The sequence below is a fragment of the Parvibaculum sp. genome (assembly GCF_039973015.1).
Lineage (GTDB): Bacteria > Pseudomonadota > Alphaproteobacteria > Parvibaculales > Parvibaculaceae > Parvibaculum.
This window is the reverse complement of sequence record NZ_JBDWLT010000004.1, coordinates 35,850-59,376: the sequence shown is the minus strand read 5'-3', so window position 1 is coordinate 59,376 and position 23,527 is coordinate 35,850. Positions and strand designations below refer to the sequence as shown.

Below are 23,527 nucleotides of genomic sequence, written 5' to 3'. Positions count from 1 at the left end.
ACGAGGTGTAGAATCCAATAACGAGCGTTGATGCACGAAATCGTTTGCACCGCTCCGATGAAGCGAGAACTCACAGCAACAGATGGAGATCCGACATGATCGCCATGCTTCTGCTTACCGTCTTCGGGCTCGGCGCCTTCTGTATGCTGCTGTTCAGATGCGCGGTCTATGCGCTTCCGGTCATGGTCGGGCTTTCGACCGGTTACTGGGCGATCACATCAGGCGCTGGCATAGTGGGTGGCGCTCTCGTCGGCCTGGTCGTCGGCGGCCTCGTCTTCGGCCTTGGGCAGGCAGCGCTCGCGACGAGCCGCTCTCCGCTGCTGCGGTTCCTGGTTGTGGGGGTATTTGCAACGCCTGCGGCGCTGGTGGGCTACGGCATGATGCTGGAGATATGGCAACTCACCATGTCTGCCAGCATTTGGCAGCACGCGTTCGGGGTTGTCGCAGGCCTTGCAGTCGCCATCGCGACGGCGGCCTGACTTCTGGACGAAAACCCTTTGCCAACAGGCGAGAAAAACGGCGCGGTCTCACCCCGGCTCTGAATGACTGCTTTGCGCCGATTGTGTTGATTAAGTCGGCGGTTGAACCGGCTTCTGGAGCGTGATTCCATCGTGCTGTGCTGATCGGAGGGCAGAGCGATGATGGGAACACAGGCGGTGCCGGCGCAGCTGTTTTATGACTTCTGTCTCGACGATCATGTTCCTGACGATCACCTGTTGCGACGTATCGACCGGTTCCTGGATCTCGAGGCGGTGCGCGCGGAGCTAAAGCCCTTTTACAGCATGATCGGCCGGCCCTCGATCGATCCGGAACTGATGATGCGGATGCTGATCGTGGGCTACAGCCTGGGCATCCGGTCCGAACGGCGCCTGTGCGAGGAGGTCCATCTCAACCTGGCTTACAGATGGTTTTGCCGTCTGGGGCTGGACGGCAAGGTGCCCGACCATTCGACCTTCTCGCGCAACCGGCACGGCCGTTTCCGGCAGAGCGATATCCTGCGGCATCTGTTCGAGACGGTGGTGGAACGCTGCCTGCGCGAGGGGCTGGTCGGTGGCGAAGGCTTTGCCGTCGATGCGAGCCTGATCGCGGCGGATGCCAACAAGCAGCGCTCTGTTCCCGGCGACGAGTGGCACCCCGATGACCTTGGCCCGGATGCAGGACAGGCTGTCCGTGCGTATCTGGCGACACTGGACGATGCGGCCTTCGGCGCCGCCAGCGCGGCGAAGCCGAAGTTCATCTCGCCATCGGACCCGGCCGCGCAGTGGACCGGTGCTCACAAGGGGCATGCCTTCTTCGCCTACGCCACCAACTATCTGATCGACACGGAGAATGCGGTCATCCTCGACGTCGAGGCCAGCCGCGCCATCCGGCAGGCCGAGGTGGGCGCCTCGCGAACGATGATCGACAGGACCAATGAGCGCTTCGGTCTCAAGCCCGGCATCTGGCGGCCGACAGCGCCTATGGATCGGCGGCGAACCTCGCCTGGCTGGTCAAGGAGCGGCAGATCGAGCCGCACATCCCCGTCTTCGACAAATCGAACCGGACCGACGGCACCTTCTCGCGCTCCGACTTCGTCTTCGATGCCGGGCAGGACCACTACACCTGCCCGGGCGGCAAGCTGCTGGTGCAGTTCAGACGGACCTATGCGACGCCGCGTTCGGGCATCACCAAGGACGGAACGCGGCTCTACCGTTCGAGCAAGTCCGACTGCCAGAACTGCGCTCTCAAGATCAAGTGCTGTCCGAACACGCCACAGCGCAAGGTGCCGCGCGACATCGACGAGGATGCGCGCGATGTGGCCCGGGCTCTGGCGAACACGCCGGCCTATGAGCGTTCGCGGCATCGGCGCAAGAAGGTCGAGATGCTCTTCGCCCACCTCAAACGCATCCTCAAACTCGGCCGTCTGCGCCTGCGCGGACCGAAGGGCGCCAGAGACGAGTTCCTCCTCGCCGCCACCGCGCAAAACCTGAGGAAGCTGGCGAAGCTTCGAGCAATGCCGAGCCATGGCCCTGCGGCGGCATGAAGCCACACCGGCCGGGTAACCGGCCCGCCGTCATAAGGCCATCAGGCATCAGGCCCCCGGGCAACGGGCCCGAAATCATCGTCCCACGGACGAACTGTCGATCTCGCAGCGACTAAATCAACAATATCGGCGCTAAGCGGACCTATGAAACCCCTGACCCTCTCTGCCTCCCGATCATCCACGACACCCTCCCCTCCCGGACAATCCCCGAGACCTGCTTGCCGATATGCCGCTCCAGCACCGGCCGCCAGGGCACGAGCGTGAACTCGCGCGATTTCTCGATGACCGCGAAACGGCCGCTGCCGAGATCGACATGCCGGCGATAGGTCCCGGTCGCCTTTTGCCCGGATTCGGCTTCGACGTAGGGCAGACCGAGTTCGCCCGAGAGTTGCCCCGCCACACGCAGCAGTTCGCGGCGGCGCAGGATGCCGAGCATGTTGGCGCGATAGACGATCCGGTCCTGCTCTTCCCGCGCCAGTTCCTGCCCGACCAGCCATTGCCGGCGCAACGCAAGCGCGCCGCGGACATCTCCGCCAAAGCCCCCTTCGCGCAAGGGCTCCGGCTTTTCCGCCACCAGCTCGCGATCAAGCCAGGTCGCGCCATTGGCGGTCACCTGTCGCTCTAGCGGCCAGGCGGAAAGCGTCTCGACGAGGACAGGACTCGATCTTGCCAGACCGCGCTCGAAGGATGCGGCGCGTTCCAGGTGATCGGGCGCGATTGCCCAGCTTCCGTCAGGTTCACGCTCAACCAATCCGCCCTGCCGCCGCATCGCTTCCAGCCGCCGGATGTGGGTTTCGACGAAGTCGCGGCTCGTCGTCGGATCGTGGCACAGATGCGCGTCGATGTCGTAGCGGCCGCCATTCGCGGCGGCGATCTCCGCGATCGTCCGGTCGACCTCTCTTGGTTCCACCGGTTTTGGCGTGATCGCGACGATGGCGCCGTCCGGCAGAGCTTCCACAGATTCTGACCGGCCGATATCCACGTAATGCGCGCGGCCGTCGAGCCCGTCGACGATCAGGTAGTGACGGTCATTGAGTTCGTCCGACAGTCCCCGGCCAATGACACGACCGACAATGCGCCGCGCCTGCCCACCTGCCGGATCGTGAACCGCATAATCCGACGGCGCGCGGGCGAGTCCTTTCTCGGTCATTTCGCGGTGAAGCGTCTTGATGACGTCGCCACGTTCGCCCATGCGGCGAAGCGCCGGTTCCAACCCCTTGGCAAGCTTCCACGTTCCGGGCGTGACCTCCTCCGCCAGTCCCAGTCGCTTCAGCTTCTGCAGCCGGCCCGCCCGCAAGGTTTGCCGGAACGCATCACCTGCGGTCATATCAGAACGGACGTGACCTTCGTCATCCGTCTCCTTCAACAAACCGCGATCGAGACTGGTGAACCGTTCCTGTTCGACTTCCCGCGCGAGGTTCGCCTCAATCTCGAGATCGCTGCGGGGGCCGAGATCGAGGGTGACAATTTCGGCGGCGCGTTCGCGCATGCCTGTCGACAGATAATCCCGCGCGATGACGAGGTCTTGTCCGCGCTCGTCCTTGCCGCGGAGCATGATGTGGGTATGGGGATGGCCGGTATTGTAGTGATCGACCGCGACCCAATCGAGATGCGTCCCCAAATCCTCCTCCATGCGGGCCATGAAGCGCCGCGTGAAACCCTTCAGTTCCTCATATTGCGCTGCGTCCTCGACCGAAACGATAAAGCGGAACTGGTGCCGGTCGCCGTCGCAGCGTTTCAGAAACGCCTCGCCGTCCGCCCGGTCGTGCTCGACGTCGTAAAGCTCGCCCGGCAGCCCCTCGCGCGTCACGCCGTCGCGCTGGATATAGCGGAGATGGAGACGCGCCGCTTTCTGACCCTGCCCCTTCAGCTTCACGATGCGGGATTTGACGACCACGCGCCGCGCGCGAAAGGCAGCATGGGTTCCGCGCGATGCGAGGACACGACCGATGCCGGCGCCGCGGCCGATGCGATTGCCCTGGAACCCCGCCCCCGGCGACGTTCCACCGAAGCGGCGACCGCCCGCCAGCGCCGCCGATTTCAGCACCCGCTGCTGGTAGCGGCGTTCGGCCTTTCCGTCGCGCGCTCCGATCCGGCCGAGACGTGGTTCGAATTTGTCGTCCTGCATCGTCTCCTCTCCGCGATCGCCACCTATCATCAAAAAATGATCGGCTTTTGCTGGCGGACAAGACGGCGCCATGAAGATCGAAGAGACACAGGGACTTGGCGCGACAATGGCGCCACGCCTTCGGCGCATGGCGCCGTCAAAAGAGATGTGCAGACAGGAACATAAGCCCCTCATGGCGCCGTTCTTTTATCTTGCCCTCCCGCGATATCGAGTTCACCCCACGCTCACCTGCGTCGATGCCCTTTCTCCTGGGACTGACTAACGGGAGATGCTGAAGAGCTGCACGAAGAGATCGCCACCACCGGCAGCGAAGTCACCGCGCGATTTGCCGTCAGAACCGGCAAAGAGATACCGCTTTCGACGCTGAACCGTATCGTTCGTCGAAGCAACTTCGGGGCGCGTTTCATGCCCGTCGAGCGGGAAGAAAAGCGATTTTCCGGAGGCGAAAGACACGCGTGCGGTTGCCAATGAGACGACTGCTTTGTCGTCTGTGGGGACGATTTCAACACGCGGGAGAACCACCGCGAGATAGGCGTGGGTCTCTTCGGGAAGGCTCCGCTCGCCCTTCAGATAGGCCTGATAGCGTGTCGGCCCGGCATGATAGGCGGCAAAAAGTCCCGGAAAGCCGAAGCGGTCGCGCATCTCACTCAGATAGGCCGTGCCCGCCAGAATATTGTCGCGCGGATCATGCGGATCGGGGCCGAGCCCATGTCGCGCCCGCAGTTCGGCATAGGTCGCGGGCATCAGCTGCATCAGTCCCATTGCGCCCGCAGGCGATGTGATCGGCGCGTCGTTCAGCAGAGTCCGGCCACCGCTTTCCGCCTCGATGACGGCCTCGATCCAGTGCGCCGGAATACCGAAATGCCGCGCGGCTTCGGCGATGAGGGGCCGCCATCGCGCCATGTTCCTTGCTTCCGGATCGACCACTATGCTCATGGTGGCTAGTGGTGTGAGGCCATGCTCCGGCTCTGCGCTGCGGATCGCATGGGCGAGAACCAGCGTCAGAATATCCATAGCGGTACCAGCCTGCCGATGACGAGCGCCCGCTCGACCAGCCCGAAATACCGCCCATCGAAAGAGCTGGGTTCGCCTTCGGCGAGCAGCAAAACATGATAGCCGCCGAGCCTCTCGCAGCCCCGCCAGCGCGGCATAAGGCGGCCCTCGCCGTCCAACTCCAGCCGCCGCACCGCGTGCCGCCCGTTGATCGTGAGGTCGTTGCCGGTCATGCAGACCGTATCGAACCGGCTGGCCGCAACGCGCTTGATCAGCAGGGCATCGCGCGCGAGATAGTGCCGTTCGTCGGCAATGCGTCGTGCCTCTTCCGGCAAGCGCGCCAGCACAAGATCGCCCCGGACAAAATCCGGCGAGAGACGCAGATAGAGCCCGCGCGGGGCGCTGGCGCTTGCGTTCCAGACGAGACGCGGCAGTGGGTCGAGAAGCGCCGTCGCGCCGATCAGGCCGATGCCGAACACAGTCCAGAGAAGAAGACGCCTGCGGCGGTGCGGGTGTTTCGGGCCGCGCGGAGACCGCATGGGCACCAGCGCGCCGCTCTCGGCGATGAGGGAGAGCCGCTCACTCATCGGAGGTCGAGCGCTTTGCCCGCTCCCGCGACCAGGCGTCGAGATCGTCGATGTGATAGCGCACATAACGGCCATGCTTGCGGTATTCGGGGCCACCGCCGACGACGCGCATCTTTTCCAGCGTGCGCTCGGAGAGGCCGACATAGTGCGCGGCCTGCGGCGTGTTGAGAAAGGGACTGCCCTTCTTGGCATTCGCAGCCCGGGTCGCGTCGTCATCCATGGGGCACCTCGCATGTAACCCACGCGCGAATCGCGCAAGGAAGCCCCACCACGGCAAGGATCGGAAAAAGAGGTCCGGTGACCGAGCGGCGAATATCCGGCCACGTCGTTTCGCCAGCGCAACAGATCGCAGAAGGGAAAAGCCTCCGCGCCCGGAGGGACGCGGAGGCGATGGTGTGACGTCAGTCGACGGGATTCCAGATCAGCGCGAAGGTCTCGTCGTCATCCTGACCGGCGGCGCGGCCGAGATTCGCGTAGAGCCGGCGCGGCCCGAATTCCGGGGCGGCGAGGCTGAGGCTCACATAGTCCCGGCCCGAAGTTTCGCCGGTACGCGTCCAGCCCGCGCCGATCTCGACGCCCTGCGTGAGGACGCGGAAGTCCGGCTGCGCCTCGGCGCTTTTCGCCGCATTGGGCACGATATCGATCTCGGCGCGGATGGTCAGTGTCTTCAACTGGCCCTTGTAACCGCCGCTCGACTGCTTGGTGACATATCCGATTGCAGGCATGGTCTTTCTCCTTCGATGAACGCCGAGGGGTCCATTCCCCTCGCGATGGCGAACCCCGATGGGCGCGGCAGCCGCCCGCCGAACCGGAGGCCGGAGCGCAAGCGCAGGACCCGAGCGCCGGGCTTTTTTGAAGCGAAGCGACCCCGCGAGGAGCGCGCGGCAGCGCGCGGGGAAAAAAGCCCGGCGCGACGGTTTCGGGCGGGCGGTAGCGCCCATAGGTATCGCCGCTCAAGCGAGGGAATGACCCCGGTGACGCCCCTGCCGAAGGAGGAGAGAGCCCTTGCAATCCATGCGCGCCAAGCTTCCTGAGGCGGACGGGCCGGATGATGAAGGCCGGAGCGATAGATCGATTCAACACCGAAGCGACACGCCGACAACACCGGAAAGCGCTCATGCGGGAGAGTAGGATGCGGCAGATGCGTGGCGAAGAGCGAGCGATGAGAGCCCTGCCTTACCACCGGAACGCGGCCAAGCGCGCCCACATCGCGTTCCCGCATGTTGCTTGACGACGGCTTCACTGCCTCTGAAATCATGTCCGCGATCACGCCGCCCTCGCGACTCCGGAGCGCGGCAGGCGATGAATAACGATCTGTTCGCTCATGAAAAAGAGCGGGCGGCGAAGGACGACGCCCGCAAAGTTTTAGGCCTTCCCGAAATATCCCGCGACGCGATGCCATGCCTCGGCGGGCGCGAAGTCGCCATCCTCGCGATAGGCCCGCGCCGGAACATGCATCCAGCGCGGCAGCCATGTGCCGACCTTCGCCCGGCCATTCGTGCCTGCGAGACAGTCGCGGATGATCTGCTTCTGGACGGAGGCCTTCTCGGCGACATTCTGGTCGGCGACACTCTTTCCGGCTATGTCGGCCAGCATCGCATTGATCGTGCTCCTGTCGCGCAGCAGTTCGAAGAAGGGCGCGTCCGGCTCCCAGACCGGGCCCATGTCGCGCTTCAGCACCACCGCCAGCGCCTCGACCGCCGCGCTCCCGACCTGCAATGTCTCGCCCATCACAGTGGCGAGCACATTCATGACCTCCTCGTCATTGAGCATCAGCAGCTTGGCGAAGAGGGCGATGGTCGCCTCCGCGTCGCCGTGCGGCGCGGTGAGGTTTTCGCGCTCTTCCGGAAGACCGAGCAGGGCCCGGATATTGGCCTGCCAGCCCCGGAAGGCACGTTCGGCGACATTGGCCGCGAGGCTCTTCGCGATGGCGTCGGACGCCGCTTTCTGCGGCTCCGGCGTCACCTGCCAGAGCGCCGATCCGGCGATGACATGCGCGAGCATCAGCCGCAGCGCGATGCCGGGATGGTCCAGCAATTCGGCGCGCACGGCGGCATGGCGATGCAGTTCGATATAGTTGCGCATCGCTTTGGTCACCTCGGGCCGGGCGGCGCGGAGCTCCGCTGCATCATTGCCCGCGCCCTCGTGTTTTGCCTTGCGGCGCGCCTCCGCGCGGGAGAGATATCCCTCATGGAAACTGACCTCGCCGCGGCCTGAGACCTCGACATAGACCTTGCCGCCCTTCTTCTTCGGGACCTTCTCGTAGTCCCATGCGGGGAAGTGCTCGCCGGGCTCCATAACGATCACCTCACTCCAGCCCGCCTCGCGCAGCGCGTCTGCTTTGGCTGCAATGGCCTCGCCCTGCTTGCGCCAGAAGAGGTCCGGATCGGCGAAGTACCCTTCCTCGCCGAAAAGATCGGTGACGATTTCGCCCTCGTAAGTATCGAGCGGGAAGAGCGCCGCGCCGGTCGCAATCGACTGGCCGCCGAAGAGCCATTGCTTCAACCGGTGGCCGGTCGGACAGGCGTTCCGGTCCGCCTTCCAGAGCTTCCACCATTCCTTCTGCTTCGCCTGCGAGGCAAGCGTCAGATGGCGGATCGATGCGGCGTCGATCTTCTCCGCCCGATAGGCCGCGCGGATCGGCGCGATCAGCGTGCCGAGCGCGAGGCGGCGCTTCACCATCAATTCGGTAAGACCGAAAGTCGCGGCGATGTCGGCGACGGATTTCCCCTCGCGGGTAAGCCGCGCGAAACACTCATACTGGCTCATCTCGTCGGGATCGAGACGGGCGATGTTCTCGATCAGCGAGGCTTCGAGCGCGGCGGCATCGTCGCCGGACTCCATTACGGCGCAGGGCAAGGGCTCGACTTCGCCCTGCTCTTCCTTCACCGCCTTGGCCGAGAAATAGCGCCGCCGTCCGGCGACGATTTCATAGGCGTTGGGCTCCGCCTCGACGGGGCGCACGAGAAGCGGCTGCAGGATGCCGCGCGCCCGGATCGAGGGCAGGATGTCGTCGATATCGGGCGGGCGCTTGCCATGCCGCATATTGATCGCGGCGGGGCGCAGTTCATCGATCGGGATGTGACGCAGTTCCATTGGTGTCTCCTTTCGTGTTTTCGGGGGTGGGGCTCGGGCTCTCCGCCGCTTCAAGCGGCAGAGAGAAATTCGACCAGTCGGCGAGCGCGTAAGTGCCGCCCGCCGCATCGATATGAAGGCCGGGCGTGCCGGGCGCGGCGCCCTCGGTGTCGTGGTCATGGACATGGACGCGGGCGCGTCCGCCCTCGATCTCGACCTGTTGCACGACGCCGCCGGAAACCGTGACGGTCACGGCGACGGGCTCACCGCGCTCCGAGAAGCGCGGCGGCACAGGGAGCGAGGAGGCAAACTCCCGCCATGGATCGGCATCGTCGCCTTCGGCAACGGCATCGATGAAGGTCGGGCCGCAATCGTCGAGTGGCTTCCAGCCGTCGCTCTCATTGGCGGTGACGATGGCCCTCTCCAGTGCCTCCGCGAGCGTGTCGGCCTCGACCGCCACGATATTGGCGTAATAGGCGGCAAAGCCGCATTGCACCGTCCATTTCTTCATGGGTGTCTCCTTCAGAACAGACTCAGCTGGTTGCGGGCGTCCTCGTCGAAGAGGCCGATGTTCAAGGGCTTCTGGGCTTTGCGCGGGCGCAGCGGCGCGGCCATGAAGGCCGCCAGCCGGTCGCGCTCGCGGATCGGCGCGACGCCCGGCATGAGGCACTGCTCGCCTTCGGGCGTCTTTTCGGAGTCGAGAGGCGGGTGCTCGCTCATGCCGCCCTCCCCGCGCCCGTCTCTGTGCCCTCCGCGCGGAAGGCCAGCAGGAAATCCGCCGCCTTGGAGGCGAGGCTCGCGGCGCGGAAGATGGCACGCTCATCGTCGCGCAACAGGTCGAGCCATGAGGCGATATAGTCCGCATGGCGCACCGTCGGCACGATGCCGAGCGCGGCGCAGACAAAGGCGCTCGCCATTTCGGCGACGAGTTCCTCCGCCGCATAGGCGCGCGAGCCAAAACGCCCGGAAAGATCGCGCGCCAGCCGCGAGGGGTGGCCGGCCCAGTGGCCGAGTTCATGGAAACAGGTGCGGTAATAATTGACCGGCTCGTGAAAGGCCGTTTGCGGCGGCACCTCGATGCGGTCGAGGCTCGGCACATAAAGGGCCATCGCGCCGCCCACATGGAATGCCGCGCCGGTCGCGGCGATCAGCGCCTCGGCGGCGGGCACGGTCTCGCATTCCGGCAGTATGGCGGGCGGTGCAAGCAGCTCGCCCGGCAGGCCATCGCATTGCGCGACATTGAAAACGGTGAAGCGCTTGAGAAAGGGAACGCTCCGGGCCTCCTCACCCTCCGCCGCCGCGCGTTCCCGTTCCGCCTTGGGCGTGAAGCGGTCGGCATAAACGAGGGCCACGCCCTTCTCGCCCTTGCGGACATGGCCGCCAAGCGAAAGCGCTTGCCGGAAGGTGAGCCAGTTCTGGGCGGCGAAACCCCGTTCGATGACGGCGCTCCAGAGGATCAGAATATTGATCCCCGAATAGGCATTCCCCGTCGCCGCATTGCGCGGCAGACCGAGCCCCGCTTTCGCTTCGTCCCAGGGCTGCACCCAAGGCACCCGGCCCGCTTCCAGTTCCGCGACGATTTTTGCCGTCACATCGGCATAAAGCTGCGGCCCCGCCTGCTTCCCGGTCTGACGATTATGTTCTCCGCGCATCGGCCAGCTCCCGTCAAATCCCGCCGCGTCTCTCCCGGAAGCGGGATGGGCGGCGAAAAGCGACCGGAAGGCCCGCCGTCAGAGGCGGGACGCACCGAAGGCCGGAACGAAGTGGAGGACCCGGAGCGCAAGCGGAGGGTTGCGGCCTGCCGCGGCGGGCCTAGAAGGGAGCGCCGCCCATCCCGCGTGACGGGGAGACGCTTCAAACAAAGACGCCGCGCGAAAGCGCGGCGGCCTTAACCCTTGGGCTTGTAGAGTTCCTTGAGAACGTCACCGGGATCGTCGCCAAGCGCCTGCACGACGTCGACGAATTCGATGATGTCGAGACGGCGTTCGCCGCCTTCATATTTGGCGACAAAGGATTGGGTACGCTTGAGCCGCGCGGCGACATCCGCCTGCGTCAGGCCCTTCGCCTTGCGAAGCTTGATCAGCAACGCCAGCAGCTTGCGTTGACGCGGCGTGCGAAGGGTCTTGGACATTCGGCCGAACCGGCTTGAGACAAAACGGTTCGACCAAATAATCCCAGTTTCGGATTATCCCATTTTAGGATATTTTGATGCGGTGCGAACTTGACTGATGGGACGAGATCGCCCTTCGCCACATCCGAAAAACAAGGTGATCGAGTCTCAGCCCGATCTGTCCGGACGCAGGAGATCGAGATGACTGACACCCAACGCGGTCGCGAGTTCATAAAGCGTCACGACGGTTGGATTGCGGCGGCCTTGTTCGAGCCCGCTGATGTATTGCTGGCTGAAACCGGAAATCTCGGCGAACTGTTCTTGGGTCAGACCCTTTTTGAGCCTGATCCGCCTGACATTGTCGCCGACCGTCTTGCGCATATCCATGCGCCAAGGTCAGCGGATTACATACTTTAAGTTTATCAACTATAGTATGTTATTCGGATGGCACGGAACCATGAGCGGAGCGGGACATGCCTAAGCCGGAACTCAATCCAGAGATCGTCGAGGACGTCCCTTGGTCGGAGACAATCACCGACTATGACGAGCGTCATCTGATCGTTTATCTGCGGTTGCTCGACGCCGTCGCAGCCGGCGCGTCGGATGAGGCGATGTCGAGGATCGTTCTGGGTATCGACCCCGCGCGAGAGGCCGAGCGATCCCGCAACGCCCTGGCGAGCCACTTGCGCCGTGCCAGATGGATGTCGGATAATGGTTACCGTCATCTTCTCACTACCGGGGCGCACTGAGCTCCCTCATCGCAACAATTTTAGATAACCGCCATTCATCAGGTCGCGGCCGCGTCTAATGGCGCGGCGCACTTGGTCGCAGAGATGGTTCCGCGGATCGCGCCAGTCAGCCTCGACACGCTCCGCACCGAACAGCGCAACCGCGACCTCGCGCTGGGATGCTCCAGCGAGATAGCCGTCCAGCGCCTGCAGAACTCGGGAGAGGCGTCGAGCGCCAAGGTCCGGCGGATAAAATTTCGTTCGTAGCGTCTCGGTGCACACAAGGTCGTTCAGCCGCCTGAAGCCGCGCCATCTTGTCTCCGAATAGGGCGTCATGGGCAAGACGTTCGCAAGCACCTGCACCGGGCGCGTAAGGCATTCGCCAGTAACAGACAGTTGCAGGAACCGGCCCTGGTCGGCGCACAGAAGATGTTGAATGTCTTCTCCGGGGATGAGGACATTGCGGCATCGCAGGCGGCTTAAATTCAGAAACCGGCCCGACACGTGACCGACATTCTGGCTCGCAACGACCGGAAGAACACTCGGGCAGAACTCCGGCATCCAGAAAATATTCGCCTCGCGCGCGTCGCGATCGGGCGTTTCGAAAAGGAGCAAGCCCCATTCCCGTGCCTCGGACATTTGGTCGCCGGCGGACCAGGTCTCATCGGGCGGGCTGCCATCCGGCGGCCACGTCACGCCAAGATTTGCAGCCGCGCTCCTGTAGGCGCGATTGCGGCGCAAAAATTCCCACGCAAGCCCATGCGCCGACAAGGCCTGAAGCCACTCATATTGCTCTGTGTTTTGCCATTTCATGGGACCGGTTCGAAAAGGAGATAAGTCGCCGGAGCCTTCTATTCCGGTTCGGATATGGTCAATGGACCGCTCATCTGGTGAGGACGATCCATATCTGCGCGAGTGACATGGGGTTCGGGTCTTTGACCGTCGCGAAGGCATTGCGCGCCGGGGTCCGGGACGGGGACACCGTTCCAGAACACCGTGCCGTCGAAGTCGAGTTCGAGATCGACGACCTGCGGCTCCGTCTCGGGCGGCGGGGCTGACAGGTTCTGCGGCATGTCGAGCTTCACCGCATGGGTCTGGATCGGGATGGTGATGATCAGCATGATCAGCAGCACCAGCATGACGTCGATCAGGGGCGTCGTGTTGACCTCCATCATCACGTCGTCTTCCTTGCCGTCGCCGACATTCATGGCCATGGGTTCACTCCTGCTGCGCCGCGCCGGAGACGGGCTCGGTGATGAAGGCGACCTTCTGGATGCCGTCGCGCTGACAGGTGACAGTCACCCGGCCGATGAACTCGAAGCCCGTATTCCGGTCGCCCCGGACATGGACTTCCGGTTGCGGCTCCAGCACCGCCACTTCCTTGATCCGGTCCAAAAGTTCGCGATTGTCCGCCATCTTCTCTTTGTTCCAGAAGACGGCGCCTTCGCCGTCGACCGCCGCACGATGTTCTCCGGCCACGCCTGGGGGACGACAAGCACCTCACCATGATCGAAACCCAGTTCGGCAATATCGATCAACAGCTCAAGCGCTATTCGCGGGCGGCTTGAGCCTGAAGGGTTGGTGGACTGACATAAAAAAAGGGACGCATCCTAGATGGTCCGTCAAAGTCCCAGAACGGCCTTTGCGATGACATTGCGCTGGATTTCGTTCGAGCCGCCATAAATCGAAGCGGCGCGACCGAAATTATAGGCACTTGTCACGCTCACCGCATAGGCGGGCCCGACGGGCGCTTCATTGGCGATTCCCATCAAATGTTCCCTCTGGAACGGCATGGCGTAGAAGGCGGCTGCTTCGACGGCAAGCTCCGACAACGCCTGCTGAACTTCGGTCCCGACAATCTTCAAGGTCGAAGAAGAGGGGCCCGCAGGGCGGCCCGCCACCTCATCCGCGACGATCCGCAGATTGGTATATTCGAGCCCCGTAAGCTTTACCTCGATTTCGGAGAGCTTCGTCATGAATGCCAGATCGTCCGCCAGCGCCGTGCCATCGCCAAGCCTTTCCTGTCTGGCGATTTTTCTGAGGTGCGCGATCTTGCGCTTGGACTCGGGAACACCCGCAATGCCGGTGCGCTCATTGACGAGCAGGAACTTGGCGTAGGTCCAGCCCTTGTTTTCATCGCCGATGCGGTTCGTCACCGGCACCTTGACGTCAGTGAAAAAAACTTCGTTCAAGTGATGCAGGCCATCGATGGAAATGATGGGCTTCACCTCGATGCCGGGCGTCTTCATGTCGATCAGAAGGAACGAGATACCTTCCTGCGGTTTAGCGGTCTCATCCGTTCGCACGAGACAGAATATCCAATCGGCTTCGTGGGCGTACGACGTCCAGATTTTCTGGCCGTTGACGATGTAATGGTCGCCCTGACGCACGGCCCTGGTCCTCAGCGAGGCGAGGTCCGATCCGGATCCTGGCTCCGAATAGCCTTGGCACCACCAAACATCTCCCGACAATATACCCGGCAAATGCTGCTTCTTTTGTTCTTCGTTGCCGAAAGTGTAAATCACCGGCCCGACCATCGACAGACCGAAAGGCGACAGACGCGGCGCGTTAGCGGCGGCCATCTCCTCGTTGAAAATATGCTTCTGCATCGGCGTCCATCCAGTGCCGCCATACTGCCTGGGCCAATTGACCGCTACCCAGCCTTTCTCGTGGAGGTCCTTCTGCCAGCGCCTGAGCGCCCCGCGCTCGCCAGACGCGCCCACTGTCTCTCTCTCCGCGAGCTCCCTGGGGAGTTTTTCCGAAATGAACCGGCGGACTTCCGCGCGAAAGGCATCGTCCTCTTTCGTAAGCTCGATATCCATCTGCTGACCTTTCGCGGCGACGATCCGGGTGATTGTATTTTTATTATAATGAATTTCTCCGGGCGGGCAAAAGACCGAATTGTCCGCCTCTTTCAAAAAATTCCGTCGAAAGGTTGGCCGCGATAAATCCGCCTCTCTCCCCATTGCCGGGCCGATGCGAATATTACCGCGCCGTGAGTCGCGGCAACACACATCGACAACCGTATCCATGCTTCCCGATACCCGGGTCGGGGTCTAGGCAGCCCAGCCCTGCAAGTGCGCCGCTTCGAGACGAACCAGCTCCGGCCCGCCCAACAGCTGCCGATCGAAACCAATACGCTTGAACCAGTAATGCAGGCCAAGCAGATCGGTGAAGCCCATGCCGCCATGAACCTCGGTCGCGGTGCGCGCGACGAAGCGGCCCACTTCCGACAAATGGCTCTTGGCATGACATGCCATGAGGCGCGCGTCGCCCGGCACCTCGTCCAGCGCATGGGCCGCATACCACACCAGCGAACGCGATGGTTCGAGAGCGGCCGCCATCTCGGCGCAGAGGTGTTTCACGGCCTGAAACGACCCGATCACACGACCGAACTGCTTGCGCTCTCCCGCATAAGCAACTGCTTTCTCGATCATCATCTGACCCGCGCCGAGGGTGTCGGAAGCAAGCATGACCCTACCTGCATCTATCACCCGCGCAACCGCGTCGGCGCTGGATCGAGGCAAGGGCTCAGCCGAGACCTGGTCGAAAACAAGTTCGCCAACCGATCGGGTCTTGTCGATGGTGTCGAGCGCCCGCCGCGACAAACCCTTCGCGCCGGGCAAAACGAGATGAAGTCCATGGTCGCTGTCGGCCACGATGTAGAGATCGGCCTCAGCCCAGTCGATTACGAAGAGGGCCTTGCCCGTGAGCGTTCCCTTCCCGGCTTTCACGCCGGCATCTTCGCGGACGCCGATGCTTTCCGTGACGGCCACGCCTGCGATAATCTCGCCTGCGGCGATCTTCGGCAGCCACTTTTCCTGCTGGGCCTCGCTGCCTGCAAGCATCAGCGCGAGCGGCGCCATGACGGCGGTCCCAAGGAAAGGCAGCGGCGCCACATACCGACCGAACATCTCGTAAACGATCGCCGCGTCGAGAAACCCAAGACCCATGCCGCCAAAATCTTCCGGAATCAGCATTCCAGGGATACCCAGTTCGCTGGCGCCCGCCCACAGGGACCGCTGAACAGTATGCGTGTTCCCGGCGGCAAGGCGCACCTTGTCAAGCGGCGAATTCTGTTCAAGAAAACGGCGGACGCTGTCCTGCAACAGGCGCTGCTCTTCCGACAATGCAAATTCCATCGGATAAATTCCTATTTTGCCAGCTTCGGTTCGCGCGGCATTCCAAGCCCACGTTCCGAAATAATGTTTTTCTGAATCTGCGCCGTGCCGCCGCCGATGATGAGCCCAAGCTGAAACATGTATCCCCACTGCCACGAGCCGTGGCTACGCAGATAGGGGCTGTCGTCGTAGAGAACGCCAAGCTCTCCCATGACGTCGATCGCGAGCGCCGATATTTGATGGGTAAGTTCGCAGGACTGAAGCTTCACGATCAGACGCGCCAAGCCGGGATCCTCACCCTTGCTGGCGCTGGTCAGCAGCCGGAGCCCATTGAACTTCATGGCAGCAAGTTCTGCCTGAAGCCTTACCAGGCGGTCCCGGAAAATTGGATTGTCGATGGCCCGCTGCCCGTCGACAGTCTCCTCGTGCATCAGATCGACAAGGGCCTGGAACCTGGTTTCCATAGCGGCCGGATCGCCCAGCATTCCGCGTTCGTGTTTCAGCGTTGCGTTGGCGACGAACCACCCCTGCCCGCGCTGGCCGACGATCTGCGTCTTCGGCACGCGCACATCGGTGAAGAAGACTTCGTTAAATTCGGCATGGCCCGTCATGGTGGTGAGCGGACGGACTTCGATGCCGGGCGTCTTCATCGAGAAAATCAGATAGGAAATGCCTTCATGCTTCGGCTTGTCGGGCTCGGTGCGCACCAGGCAGAAGATCATGTCTGCCTCATGCGCGGTGCTGGTCCAGATCTTCTGGCCGTTGATGACGAAATCGTCGCCATCGACAGTCGCCCTTGTCTGAAGGCTGGCGAGGTCCGAACCGGAACCAGGCTCGGAATATCCCTGGCACCAGACCACCTCGCCGCGAAGCGTCGGCTTCACCCATTTTTTCTTCTGCTCCTCGGTGCCAAGCTCGAGAAGCGTCGGCACCAGCATGGAGATACCCTGGTTCTGCAACGCCGAAGGAACACGAGCAGCGGAAAATTCCTCCGCGATGATGCGCGATTCGAGAATATCCGGCTTTGCACCATAGCCTCCGTAGTCTTTCGGAATCGTCCGCGCGGCATAGCCGTGCTGGATCAGCAGTTGCTGCCAGGAACAGGCTTCGGGAGACGGGCGCCCGGCAGCACCGAGACCCTTAGGCGCCTGACTCTTGTATTTCGTCAGGAACGCCCTGACCTCTTCCCGGAAGGCCTCGTATTTGGGGCCATATGCCAGATCCATTTTCGATCTCCGATGCGTAGATGCGATTGGCTTTGCTTTTATTTCGGCGCAGGTTTGAAACACGGAAGCATGAATCCGTCGCCGATATCCCTGAAGACAAGGACCACAGGCATGTCCAGTTCAACTGCCTCCGGGTCGCAGTCGAGCAAGCGCGTCGCCATGCGGACGCCTTCTTCCAATTCCGCGACCGCAGCTATGTAGGGCACGTCGCGTGCGAAAGCCGGATGAAAGGGCTGGTAGGTCACCGTCCAGGAAAAAATGCGCCCGCGCCCGCTGCTCGGCATCCACTCGTAATCCGGCGAACCGCATTTTGCGCACATGTAGCGCGGAAGGAACCGCCAGGTATCACAATGGCTGCACTGCTGAAACCGCAGGACGCTGTCCTGGCAAAGCTTCCAGAACTCCGCGTCGACCGGATCGACGGTCGCGGGCTGAGGATATTTCGGTTGCTCAATTTCCATTTTTACCTCCTCAAAATCGCGAGGCTGCCATCGCCGAGATCGCCCCATCCGGTCACGAGTCCGATTTCGGCATCCGGAATTTGCCGCTTGCCCGCATCGCCGCGCAATTGGCGGGTCGCCTCAAGCACATGATTGAGGCCCCACACATGCGCCTCGCTCAAAAGCCCGCCATGCGTATTGAGCGGGAACTTGCCGCCGAGCTCGATCTGTCCATCCTTGACGAAATCGAGTGCGCCACCCGGCTCGAAATAACCCAGGGCTTCGAGCTGGAGCAGCACGACATAGGTGAAACAGTCGTAGACCTGCAGAAAGTCCATGTCCTTCGGTGTCACGCCGGCCATGGCGAAAGCGCGTGGCGCGGCGTAGCTCAAACCGATCTTGAAAGGATCCGGCCGTGACGGAATATCGTCGGCAGGATAAGGATGGCCCTCGGCCGCGCCGGAGATATAGACCGGCCTGTGAGGCAAGTCCTTCGCCCGCTCGGCGCTCGTCACCACGACGGCGCAGGCCCCATCCGTCTCGAGACAGCAATCGAATAAACGGAACGGCGAGGACACCATGCGCGACCGCATGTAATCGTCCATCGTCATCGGTTGACCGCAGGTCAGGGCGCGGTCGTTGAGTTGGGCATGCTTGCGGCACGCCATCGCAATCCAACCCGTCGCCTCGGGGCCAACATTGTAAAGTTTCGAGTGCCGCGTCGCGAGCCAAGCATACATCTGCACCGGCAACAGAACGCCATAGGGGAGATAGTAACCCCGGATGGTCGAGGTCAGCGTGTTCATGTTCATTGGCCGGCTTGGCGGCACCCCCGCTTTTGGACGCAGCGCCGAGTAGCCATTCCAGCCGAGCGTGACCAGCACGTTGTCGCAGATACCGGAGGCCACGGCCATGGCGGCATTCTGCAACGCCGTAGTCGGGCTCGCGCCTCCCATGTTGACCGTCGATGCATATCGCAGCACATCGACGCCAAGGTTGGCGGCCAGTTCCTCCGAGGTTGTATAGACGGGCGGCGGCACCATGCCGTCGATGTCCCCAGGCTTCAGCCCCGCATCCGCGATGGCCCGCCTGGCGGCGTCTAGCATCATGGCCACGGCCGTCTGGTCCGACCCTTTTACATAGCCGGTCTCGCCGATCCCGACGATCGCAGCCTTGTCGCTGAAATTCTTCACGAAACTGCCCTCATCATCATTGCCCAGGCACGCAGCCTTTTCGTTGATCCGCCGCACACCTTCCGTAGAAAATATTCTGTAGACAGATCAAGTCGCCGGAATGAGACAGGAATGGACGGATTCCCGCCCCTCGATCTGGCGCGCCAGCGTCTTGATCGCCAGTTCAGCTTCCTCAAGCTCGAAATTATGAGTGTGCATGAGCTCAAGAGGATATTTGCGGCGCTCGATCATCTCGATCGCCTTCTTGTATCCCGACGACGTAACGCCGATCGCGCCCTTGATGGTGATTTCCTTCATGACGATAAGGTCGGACACAAAATCGGAGACAGGCTTGAATCCCTTGACGCCGGCAAGGACGACCGTTCCGCCCATACGGACACAATCCAGGGCTTCACGGACCGGCTGAGTCGCGTAGGACGTAACCTCAACTATGACGTCCGCGCCCTTTCCGTTTGTCAACGCCCGCACGCGATCGACAACATTTTCGTTCTGCACGTCGATGATGTGATCGGCGCCCAGAGCAAGCGCCATCTGGAGCTTTTTTGAATCGGCCGCAAGCCCCGTGACTATGATCTTTCCCGCGCCGGCTTCACGTGCGGCAACGACGCTCGCAAGCCCGCGCTGTCCGGGTCCAAAAATCAAAACGGTATCGCCAACCTGCGTCTGCGGAATCTCGACCGCCCAGCGGAAGCCCGCACCCAGCGGATTGAACATGACCGCCAGTTCCGCCGGAAGGTTCTTGTCCATCTTGTGAAGGATCGTGTTGGGCGCGAGGTACATATATTGCGAATAGGCGCCCCAGAGGCCCGGTGACTCCGTGAGCGGAATATATGAGTAGATCTGGCGGCGGTCGCAGAGGTGATAATGCCCGCCGACACAGGTGTCGCAGCAATGGCACGACAACATCGTCTCGATGGCGACCCGATCACCAACATCGACGCCCCAGCGCCTGGCGGCCTTGTCGCCAATTGCCTCGATAATCCCGAGAGGTTCGTGGCCCGGAATCACCGGCATCGGAGTCTGCAAGACCCCTTCGTATTGTTCGTAGTCGCTGCCGCAAATGCCGCAGGCTTCGATGCGAAGGATGGCGCTGTCGTCGGCGATCTGGGGGATCGGCAAATCTCGGGCTTCGAGTTTGCGCGGAGCCGTCTGCACCATCGCCATCGATTTTTTCGGCAACATTTTCAACTCCCTGCTTGGTGTCGGCACCGACGACGCGTCGATAACACATATATATTTTTTTATCCTTGTATGTGTTATAAAGATTCAAACGTAGAATGCGAAGCCCTAAACTTCCGCTTCGCAAAATTTCGGGGAGGACAAAATAATAATGACCGATGAAACGCCCAGGGTTCCCCTGCTGTCGATAGCGGAAGCGGCGACCGCAGCCGCGAAAGCCGGCATATCCGAACAAATGGCGCCACTCAGCGTATTCAGGGTCTTGCTCCGCCATCCCGATGTAGCGCGCGAGCTTGCCTCGACGCTGAACACCCTGCTTTTCCAGGGCAACAAGCTCGATGCAAGACTGCGCGAACTCATCATCATGCGTATCGGCTGGAAGACGAAATCGCTCTATGAATGGACACAGCATTGGCGGGTCGCCCGCATGCTGGACATTCCGGAGGCGGATCTGGTCGCCACGCGGGACTGGAAAAACGCTTCCTGCCTGTCCGACGCCGACCGTGCCATTCTCGCCGCGACCGACGAGACGCTCGACGGCGGCATGATTTCGGACGCCACCTGGACTGCCTGTGCGGCACACCTGAAAACGGTAGAAGAACGGATCGAACTGGTTGTTGCCATCGGAAACTGGACGCTTTTCTCGCAACTACTCAAAAGCCTGAAGATTCCGCTTGAGGATGGCGTCGTCGCCTGGCCACCGGACGGCAAGAAACCTTGAGCGGACGAGAAATGACAATTGCGGAACAGGATTACGATAATGAGCGGGAAAAAGGCGATTTCGAAGGATCTGGTCGGCATGACGTTTCCGGCCGTCGATGTGGAATGGTCCGACAAGGACACGATGCTCTATGCACTCGGCGTCGGCGCTCGACCCGCCGATGGGCTTGATTTCATTTATGAAGGCAGAGGACCGAAAGTTCTGCCGACCTACGCCGTCATCCCCGGCGGGCGAGGGCTCGCAGGGCTGATGAGCGGCGTCGAGATGAAGTTGGAAATGCTGCTGCATGGCGAGCAATCCGTCGAGTTGCTGCGTCCCCTGCCCTCATCGGCCAAGGTCAAGATAACGGCGCGCGTTTCCGAGGTTTGGGACAAAGGCAAGGCGGCCGTTATCGGAGTTGAGAGTACAGGTTCCGACGAGAAGGGCCCCCTCTTCAAAACTCACGCGACGCTATTTGTACGCGGCGCCGGTGGATTCGGCGGAGAGCGCGGCCCTGCGAGCGTCGACTCGACGCCGCCAGAGCGGACGCCTGACGCAGTGGTCGAGGATATGACGCGTCCCGAGCAAGGGGCAATCTACCGCCTCTCGGGCGACCGCAATCCGATCCACATCGATCCGGACTTCGCCAAACTGGGCGGCTTTGAAAAGCCCTTCGTTCACGGGCTTTGCACATATGGCTTTGTCGGTCGCGCGGTCCTGCGCGAGCTTTGCGGCAACGATCCCGCCCGTTTCAAATCTCTCAGCGGACGCTTTGCCGCTCAGGTCTATTTCGGCGACACCATTATAACGAAGATGTGGAAAACGGGCGACGGAGTCGCGATCGTGCAGGCCGAGACGCAAAACGGCAATGTCGTACTGTCTCAGGCCAAAGCAGAATTCAAGCCCTGACGGACGGAAATTGGTCGAAGTGAAAAAAACGCCAGATACATTTGTTCATCTGCTTGCCCCGCTCGATCTCGGGTTTACTGCGCTCAGAAACCGCGTGTTGATGGGATCGATGCACACCGGCCTCGAGGAGATGCAGGACGGTTTCGAGCGACAGGCCAAATTCTTCGCACGACGCGCAAAGGGCGGCGTCGGAATTCTTGTTACCGGCGGCATCTCGCCGAACAGGGCGGGAAGGCTTGCAGAGCGCGCGTCGGTCATGACCGAGGACCTCGTTGAGAGTCATCGTGTGATCACACGCGCTGTCCACGATGAGGGCGGAAAGATCGTTCTCCAGCTCCTGCATGCGGGGCGCTACGGTCGGCATGCCGAACTGGTGGCTCCCTCCGCAGTCAGGTCCCGCATCAATCCGCTTACGCCCCGCGCCCTGGGCGAAGATGAAATCCTCCAGACCATCGAGGATTTTGGCACCGCTGGGGCACTCGCACGCGAAGCCGGATATGACGGCGTTGAAGTCATGGGTTCGGAGGGCTATTTTCTCAATCAGTTCACCGCAGCGCGTACAAATCAGCGTACAGATGGCTGGGGCGGTTCGGCGGAGAACCGGCGTCGCTTACCGGTTGAGGTCGTCGGGCGTGTCCGCAAGCGTTGCGGACCGGACTTCATTATCGCTTACCGGATATCCGTTCTCGATCTTGTCGAGGGGGGCAATTCCTGGCCGGACGTCGCCGCCCTCGCAAAAGATGTCGAGGCAAGCGGAGCAAACATCCTCAATACCGGCATAGGCTGGCATGAATCGCGTGTGCCGACGATCGCTCATATGGTGCCGCGCGGAGCTTTCACCTGGGCGATCAAGCGGCTCAAGGCGGAAGTCGCGATACCCGTGGTCGCGTCCAACCGGATCAATACGCCGGAGCAAGCGGAGCAACTGATTGCAGACGGACAAGCCGACATGGTTTCGCTCGCGCGTCCACTATTGGCCGATCCCGATTTTGTTGCGAAAGCGGCATCGGGCGCATCGTCGAAAATCAATACTTGCATCGGTTGCAATCAGGCCTGCCTCGACAACGCCTTCACCGGACGGCTGACGACCTGCATGGTCAACCCTGCGGCATGCCGGGAAGTCGAATTCAAGATTGTACCAGCGACCCGAGGAAAATGCATTGCGGTCCTTGGCGGCGGCCCGGCGGGTCTTGCCTGCGCGGTAACGGCGGCCGAACGTGGCCACAAGGTTGCGCTATTCGAAGCCGACATCGATATCGGCGGTCAATTCAATCTGGCACGGCGGATTCCCGGCAAGGAGGATTATGCCGAGACTATCCGCTATTTCAGGAACCGGCTCGACGAACTGGGCGTCGAGGTCCGTTGCGGCCGACCGGCTTCACTCGCCGACCTGGAGAGCGGGGGATTTGACGAAATCGTCGTCGCAACCGGCGTTCGCCCGCGCCATCTCGACGTTCCAGGTGCGGATCACCCATCGGTTATGACCTATGTAGAGGCAATCACGGACACCGCACGCGTCGGTGCCGAGGTTGCCATTGTCGGTGCCGGCGGCATAGGCTTCGACGTGGCGACGCTCCTGTCTCATCCGCACGGCCCGCACGATCCGTCGCATCCCGATGTCGAGGGATTTTCCTCCGAGTGGGGAATCGACTTGAGCTATACGCAGCCAGGCGCTTTGCTGCCGGCCAATCATCAATGGTCTTCATCGCGCAAGATTCATCTTCTCCAGCGCAAGCCGCGTGCCAGCTTCGGTGCCAGCCTGAGCAAGACCAGGGGATGGGCGAATTTTCTGGAGGTGATGTTCCGCGGCGTTACGATGACCGGCGATGTAACCTATCGGAAGATCGACGATGCCGGGCTCCACATCGAGGCAGGCGGCAAGCCGCAGACGTTGAAAGTCGACACGATTGTCGTCTGCGCCGGACAGGAATCGGCGGACGATGCGTTGTCATTGGCGCGGTCCCTGGGCAAACCCGTTCACGCAATCGGCGGTGTCGACAAGCCTCAACAACTCGATGCTGTGAGGGCGATCGAAGATGGCATGCGCCTCGCGCTCTCTCTCTGAGGAAGCAAACGAAAAACGAGGCGCGGAAGAGACCATATAAATCAGAGTTG

25 protein-coding genes and 1 pseudogene are annotated in these 23,527 nt (G+C 62.0%); 6 read left to right on the top strand and 20 right to left on the bottom strand.

Features of this window, described 5'->3' with window-relative positions; all coding sequences use genetic code 11:
• The first annotated feature begins 95 nt into the window (after positions 1-95).
• Positions 96-479 (top strand): hypothetical protein, encoded by a 384-nt coding sequence (locus ABJO61_RS03195; protein ID WP_293323670.1) that lies wholly within the window; start codon positions 96-98, stop codon positions 477-479.
• 159 nt (positions 480-638) lie between these two features.
• Positions 639-2,023: pseudogene (locus ABJO61_RS03190) on the top strand (IS1182 family transposase).
• Positions 2,024-2,165: 142 nt separating this feature from the next.
• Here the strand turns inward: ABJO61_RS03190 and rlxS are convergent.
• The 11 genes from rlxS to ABJO61_RS03135 all read right to left on the bottom strand — a co-directional run bounded on the left by rlxS (position 2,166) and on the right by ABJO61_RS03135 (position 11,303).
• A complete protein-coding gene (gene rlxS / locus ABJO61_RS03185; protein ID WP_293323664.1) occupies positions 2,166-4,151 on the bottom strand; it encodes a relaxase/mobilization nuclease RlxS in 1,986 nt (661 codons plus the stop codon).
• Between the two features lie 258 nt (positions 4,152-4,409).
• Positions 4,410-5,165, bottom strand: coding sequence for a lytic transglycosylase domain-containing protein (locus ABJO61_RS03180; RefSeq protein ID WP_293323661.1), 756 nt, complete (start codon positions 5,163-5,165; stop codon positions 4,410-4,412).
• Positions 5,153-5,731: a S26 family signal peptidase gene (locus ABJO61_RS03175; RefSeq protein ID WP_293323658.1), complete on the bottom strand. Its 579-nt coding sequence runs from the start codon at positions 5,729-5,731 to the stop codon at positions 5,153-5,155. The genes ABJO61_RS03180 and ABJO61_RS03175 overlap by 13 nt, the downstream gene beginning before the upstream one ends.
• Positions 5,724-5,951: a helix-turn-helix domain-containing protein gene (locus tag ABJO61_RS03170; protein ID WP_041535925.1), complete on the bottom strand. Its 228-nt coding sequence runs from the start codon at positions 5,949-5,951 to the stop codon at positions 5,724-5,726. The genes ABJO61_RS03175 and ABJO61_RS03170 overlap by 8 nt, the downstream gene beginning before the upstream one ends.
• Before the next feature lie 181 nt (positions 5,952-6,132).
• A complete protein-coding gene (locus ABJO61_RS03165; protein WP_293323652.1) occupies positions 6,133-6,456 on the bottom strand; it encodes a DUF736 family protein in 324 nt (107 codons plus the stop codon).
• 640 nt (positions 6,457-7,096) lie between these two features.
• The gene (locus ABJO61_RS03160) at positions 7,097-8,827 is read right to left on the bottom strand and encodes a ParB/RepB/Spo0J family partition protein (protein ID WP_339614569.1); all 1,731 of its coding nucleotides are present in this window, start codon (positions 8,825-8,827) and stop codon (positions 7,097-7,099) included.
• Positions 8,799-9,317, bottom strand: coding sequence for a hypothetical protein (locus ABJO61_RS03155; RefSeq protein ID WP_290891738.1), 519 nt, complete (start codon positions 9,315-9,317; stop codon positions 8,799-8,801). The genes ABJO61_RS03160 and ABJO61_RS03155 overlap by 29 nt, the downstream gene beginning before the upstream one ends.
• An 11-nt stretch (positions 9,318-9,328) precedes the next feature.
• Complete coding sequence (locus tag ABJO61_RS03150) at positions 9,329-9,526, bottom strand: hypothetical protein (RefSeq protein ID WP_290891737.1); 198 nt, start codon at positions 9,524-9,526, stop codon at positions 9,329-9,331.
• Positions 9,523-10,458, bottom strand: a complete 936-nt coding sequence (locus tag ABJO61_RS03145; protein ID WP_325403559.1) for a zincin-like metallopeptidase domain-containing protein — start codon at positions 10,456-10,458, stop codon at positions 9,523-9,525. The genes ABJO61_RS03150 and ABJO61_RS03145 overlap by 4 nt, the downstream gene beginning before the upstream one ends.
• Before the next feature lie 236 nt (positions 10,459-10,694).
• Entirely contained in the window at positions 10,695-10,937 is a 243-nt protein-coding gene (locus ABJO61_RS03140; RefSeq protein ID WP_012110723.1) for a helix-turn-helix transcriptional regulator, read from the bottom strand.
• A gap of 147 nt (positions 10,938-11,084) precedes the next feature.
• Positions 11,085-11,303, bottom strand: coding sequence for a helix-turn-helix transcriptional regulator (locus ABJO61_RS03135; RefSeq protein WP_290891735.1), 219 nt, complete (start codon positions 11,301-11,303; stop codon positions 11,085-11,087).
• An 86-nt stretch (positions 11,304-11,389) separates the two neighbouring features.
• Here ABJO61_RS03135 and ABJO61_RS03130 point away from each other — a divergent pair, with 86 nt between their 5' ends.
• The gene (locus ABJO61_RS03130; RefSeq protein ID WP_290891734.1) at positions 11,390-11,665 is read left to right on the top strand and encodes a DUF2285 domain-containing protein; all 276 of its coding nucleotides are present in this window, start codon (positions 11,390-11,392) and stop codon (positions 11,663-11,665) included.
• Between the two features lie 6 nt (positions 11,666-11,671).
• Here ABJO61_RS03130 and ABJO61_RS03125 read toward each other — a convergent pair whose 3' ends face one another.
• From ABJO61_RS03125 to ABJO61_RS03085, 9 genes are all read right to left on the bottom strand, one after another.
• Positions 11,672-12,457: a DUF2285 domain-containing protein gene (locus ABJO61_RS03125; protein WP_293325860.1), complete on the bottom strand. Its 786-nt coding sequence runs from the start codon at positions 12,455-12,457 to the stop codon at positions 11,672-11,674.
• A 38-nt stretch (positions 12,458-12,495) separates the two neighbouring features.
• Entirely contained in the window at positions 12,496-12,858 is a 363-nt protein-coding gene (locus tag ABJO61_RS03120) for a biopolymer transporter ExbD (RefSeq protein ID WP_012110719.1), read from the bottom strand.
• Positions 12,859-12,862: 4 nt separating this feature from the next.
• Positions 12,863-13,123 (bottom strand): biopolymer transporter ExbD, encoded by a 261-nt coding sequence (locus ABJO61_RS03115; protein WP_293325866.1) that lies wholly within the window; start codon positions 13,121-13,123, stop codon positions 12,863-12,865.
• Between the two features lie 143 nt (positions 13,124-13,266).
• Entirely contained in the window at positions 13,267-14,466 is a 1,200-nt protein-coding gene (locus tag ABJO61_RS03110) for an acyl-CoA dehydrogenase family protein (protein WP_167091721.1), read from the bottom strand.
• Between the two features lie 234 nt (positions 14,467-14,700).
• Positions 14,701-15,786 carry an acyl-CoA dehydrogenase family protein gene (locus ABJO61_RS03105; protein WP_348326469.1) on the bottom strand — a complete coding sequence of 362 codons (1,086 nt, stop codon included), beginning with the start codon at positions 15,784-15,786 and terminating at the stop codon, positions 14,701-14,703.
• A gap of 11 nt (positions 15,787-15,797) precedes the next feature.
• Complete coding sequence (locus ABJO61_RS03100; protein ID WP_293217662.1) at positions 15,798-16,991, bottom strand: acyl-CoA dehydrogenase family protein; 1,194 nt, start codon at positions 16,989-16,991, stop codon at positions 15,798-15,800.
• 38 nt (positions 16,992-17,029) lie between these two features.
• Positions 17,030-17,452: a Zn-ribbon domain-containing OB-fold protein gene (locus tag ABJO61_RS03095; protein ID WP_293323277.1), complete on the bottom strand. Its 423-nt coding sequence runs from the start codon at positions 17,450-17,452 to the stop codon at positions 17,030-17,032.
• A 2-nt stretch (positions 17,453-17,454) separates the two neighbouring features.
• Positions 17,455-18,624 carry a transporter gene (locus ABJO61_RS03090; protein WP_045448831.1) on the bottom strand — a complete coding sequence of 390 codons (1,170 nt, stop codon included), beginning with the start codon at positions 18,622-18,624 and terminating at the stop codon, positions 17,455-17,457.
• Positions 18,625-18,711: 87 nt separating this feature from the next.
• Positions 18,712-19,806 carry a zinc-binding dehydrogenase gene (locus ABJO61_RS03085; RefSeq protein WP_293323270.1) on the bottom strand — a complete coding sequence of 365 codons (1,095 nt, stop codon included), beginning with the start codon at positions 19,804-19,806 and terminating at the stop codon, positions 18,712-18,714.
• Between the two features lie 148 nt (positions 19,807-19,954).
• On the opposite strand from ABJO61_RS03085, the gene ABJO61_RS03080 reads away from it, so the two are divergent.
• The 3 genes from ABJO61_RS03080 to ABJO61_RS03070 are packed head-to-tail and all read left to right on the top strand — an operon-like array spanning position 19,955 to position 23,477.
• Positions 19,955-20,524: a carboxymuconolactone decarboxylase family protein gene (locus ABJO61_RS03080; RefSeq protein ID WP_293323267.1), complete on the top strand. Its 570-nt coding sequence runs from the start codon at positions 19,955-19,957 to the stop codon at positions 20,522-20,524.
• A 39-nt stretch (positions 20,525-20,563) separates the two neighbouring features.
• Positions 20,564-21,412: a MaoC/PaaZ C-terminal domain-containing protein gene (locus ABJO61_RS03075; protein WP_293323264.1), complete on the top strand. Its 849-nt coding sequence runs from the start codon at positions 20,564-20,566 to the stop codon at positions 21,410-21,412.
• A gap of 19 nt (positions 21,413-21,431) precedes the next feature.
• Entirely contained in the window at positions 21,432-23,477 is a 2,046-nt protein-coding gene (locus ABJO61_RS03070; RefSeq protein ID WP_348326473.1) for an NADPH-dependent 2,4-dienoyl-CoA reductase, read from the top strand.
• The last annotated feature ends 50 nt before the right edge of the window (positions 23,478-23,527 follow it).

Coding starts and splice junctions, on each gene's coding strand:
- ABJO61_RS03085 (WP_293323270.1), bottom strand. CDS start 19,806: ATGTTGCCGAAAAAATCGATGGCGATGGTGCAGACGGCTCCGCGCAAA.
- ABJO61_RS03175 (WP_293323658.1), bottom strand. CDS start 5,731: ATGAGTGAGCGGCTCTCCCTCATCGCCGAGAGCGGCGCGCTGGTGCCC.
- ABJO61_RS03100 (WP_293217662.1), bottom strand. CDS start 16,991: ATGGATCTGGCATATGGCCCCAAATACGAGGCCTTCCGGGAAGAGGTC.
- ABJO61_RS03140 (WP_012110723.1), bottom strand. CDS start 10,937: ATGTCCAAGACCCTTCGCACGCCGCGTCAACGCAAGCTGCTGGCGTTG.
- ABJO61_RS03080 (WP_293323267.1), top strand. CDS start 19,955: ATGACCGATGAAACGCCCAGGGTTCCCCTGCTGTCGATAGCGGAAGCG.
- ABJO61_RS03155 (WP_290891738.1), bottom strand. CDS start 9,317: ATGAAGAAATGGACGGTGCAATGCGGCTTTGCCGCCTATTACGCCAAT.
- ABJO61_RS03180 (WP_293323661.1), bottom strand. CDS start 5,165: ATGGATATTCTGACGCTGGTTCTCGCCCATGCGATCCGCAGCGCAGAG.
- ABJO61_RS03165 (WP_293323652.1), bottom strand. CDS start 6,456: ATGCCTGCAATCGGATATGTCACCAAGCAGTCGAGCGGCGGTTACAAG.
- ABJO61_RS03170 (WP_041535925.1), bottom strand. CDS start 5,951: ATGGATGACGACGCGACCCGGGCTGCGAATGCCAAGAAGGGCAGTCCC.
- ABJO61_RS03150 (WP_290891737.1), bottom strand. CDS start 9,526: ATGAGCGAGCACCCGCCTCTCGACTCCGAAAAGACGCCCGAAGGCGAG.
- ABJO61_RS03110 (WP_167091721.1), bottom strand. CDS start 14,466: ATGGATATCGAGCTTACGAAAGAGGACGATGCCTTTCGCGCGGAAGTC.
- ABJO61_RS03130 (WP_290891734.1), top strand. CDS start 11,390: ATGCCTAAGCCGGAACTCAATCCAGAGATCGTCGAGGACGTCCCTTGG.
- ABJO61_RS03095 (WP_293323277.1), bottom strand. CDS start 17,452: ATGGAAATTGAGCAACCGAAATATCCTCAGCCCGCGACCGTCGATCCG.
- ABJO61_RS03145 (WP_325403559.1), bottom strand. CDS start 10,458: ATGCGCGGAGAACATAATCGTCAGACCGGGAAGCAGGCGGGGCCGCAG.
- ABJO61_RS03075 (WP_293323264.1), top strand. CDS start 20,564: ATGAGCGGGAAAAAGGCGATTTCGAAGGATCTGGTCGGCATGACGTTT.
- ABJO61_RS03105 (WP_348326469.1), bottom strand. CDS start 15,786: ATGGAATTTGCATTGTCGGAAGAGCAGCGCCTGTTGCAGGACAGCGTC.
- ABJO61_RS03160 (WP_339614569.1), bottom strand. CDS start 8,827: ATGGAACTGCGTCACATCCCGATCGATGAACTGCGCCCCGCCGCGATC.
- ABJO61_RS03135 (WP_290891735.1), bottom strand. CDS start 11,303: ATGGATATGCGCAAGACGGTCGGCGACAATGTCAGGCGGATCAGGCTC.
- rlxS (WP_293323664.1), bottom strand. CDS start 4,151: ATGCAGGACGACAAATTCGAACCACGTCTCGGCCGGATCGGAGCGCGC.
- ABJO61_RS03120 (WP_012110719.1), bottom strand. CDS start 12,858: ATGGCCATGAATGTCGGCGACGGCAAGGAAGACGACGTGATGATGGAG.
- ABJO61_RS03195 (WP_293323670.1), top strand. CDS start 96: ATGATCGCCATGCTTCTGCTTACCGTCTTCGGGCTCGGCGCCTTCTGT.
- ABJO61_RS03125 (WP_293325860.1), bottom strand. CDS start 12,457: ATGAAATGGCAAAACACAGAGCAATATGAGTGGCTTCAGGCCTTGTCG.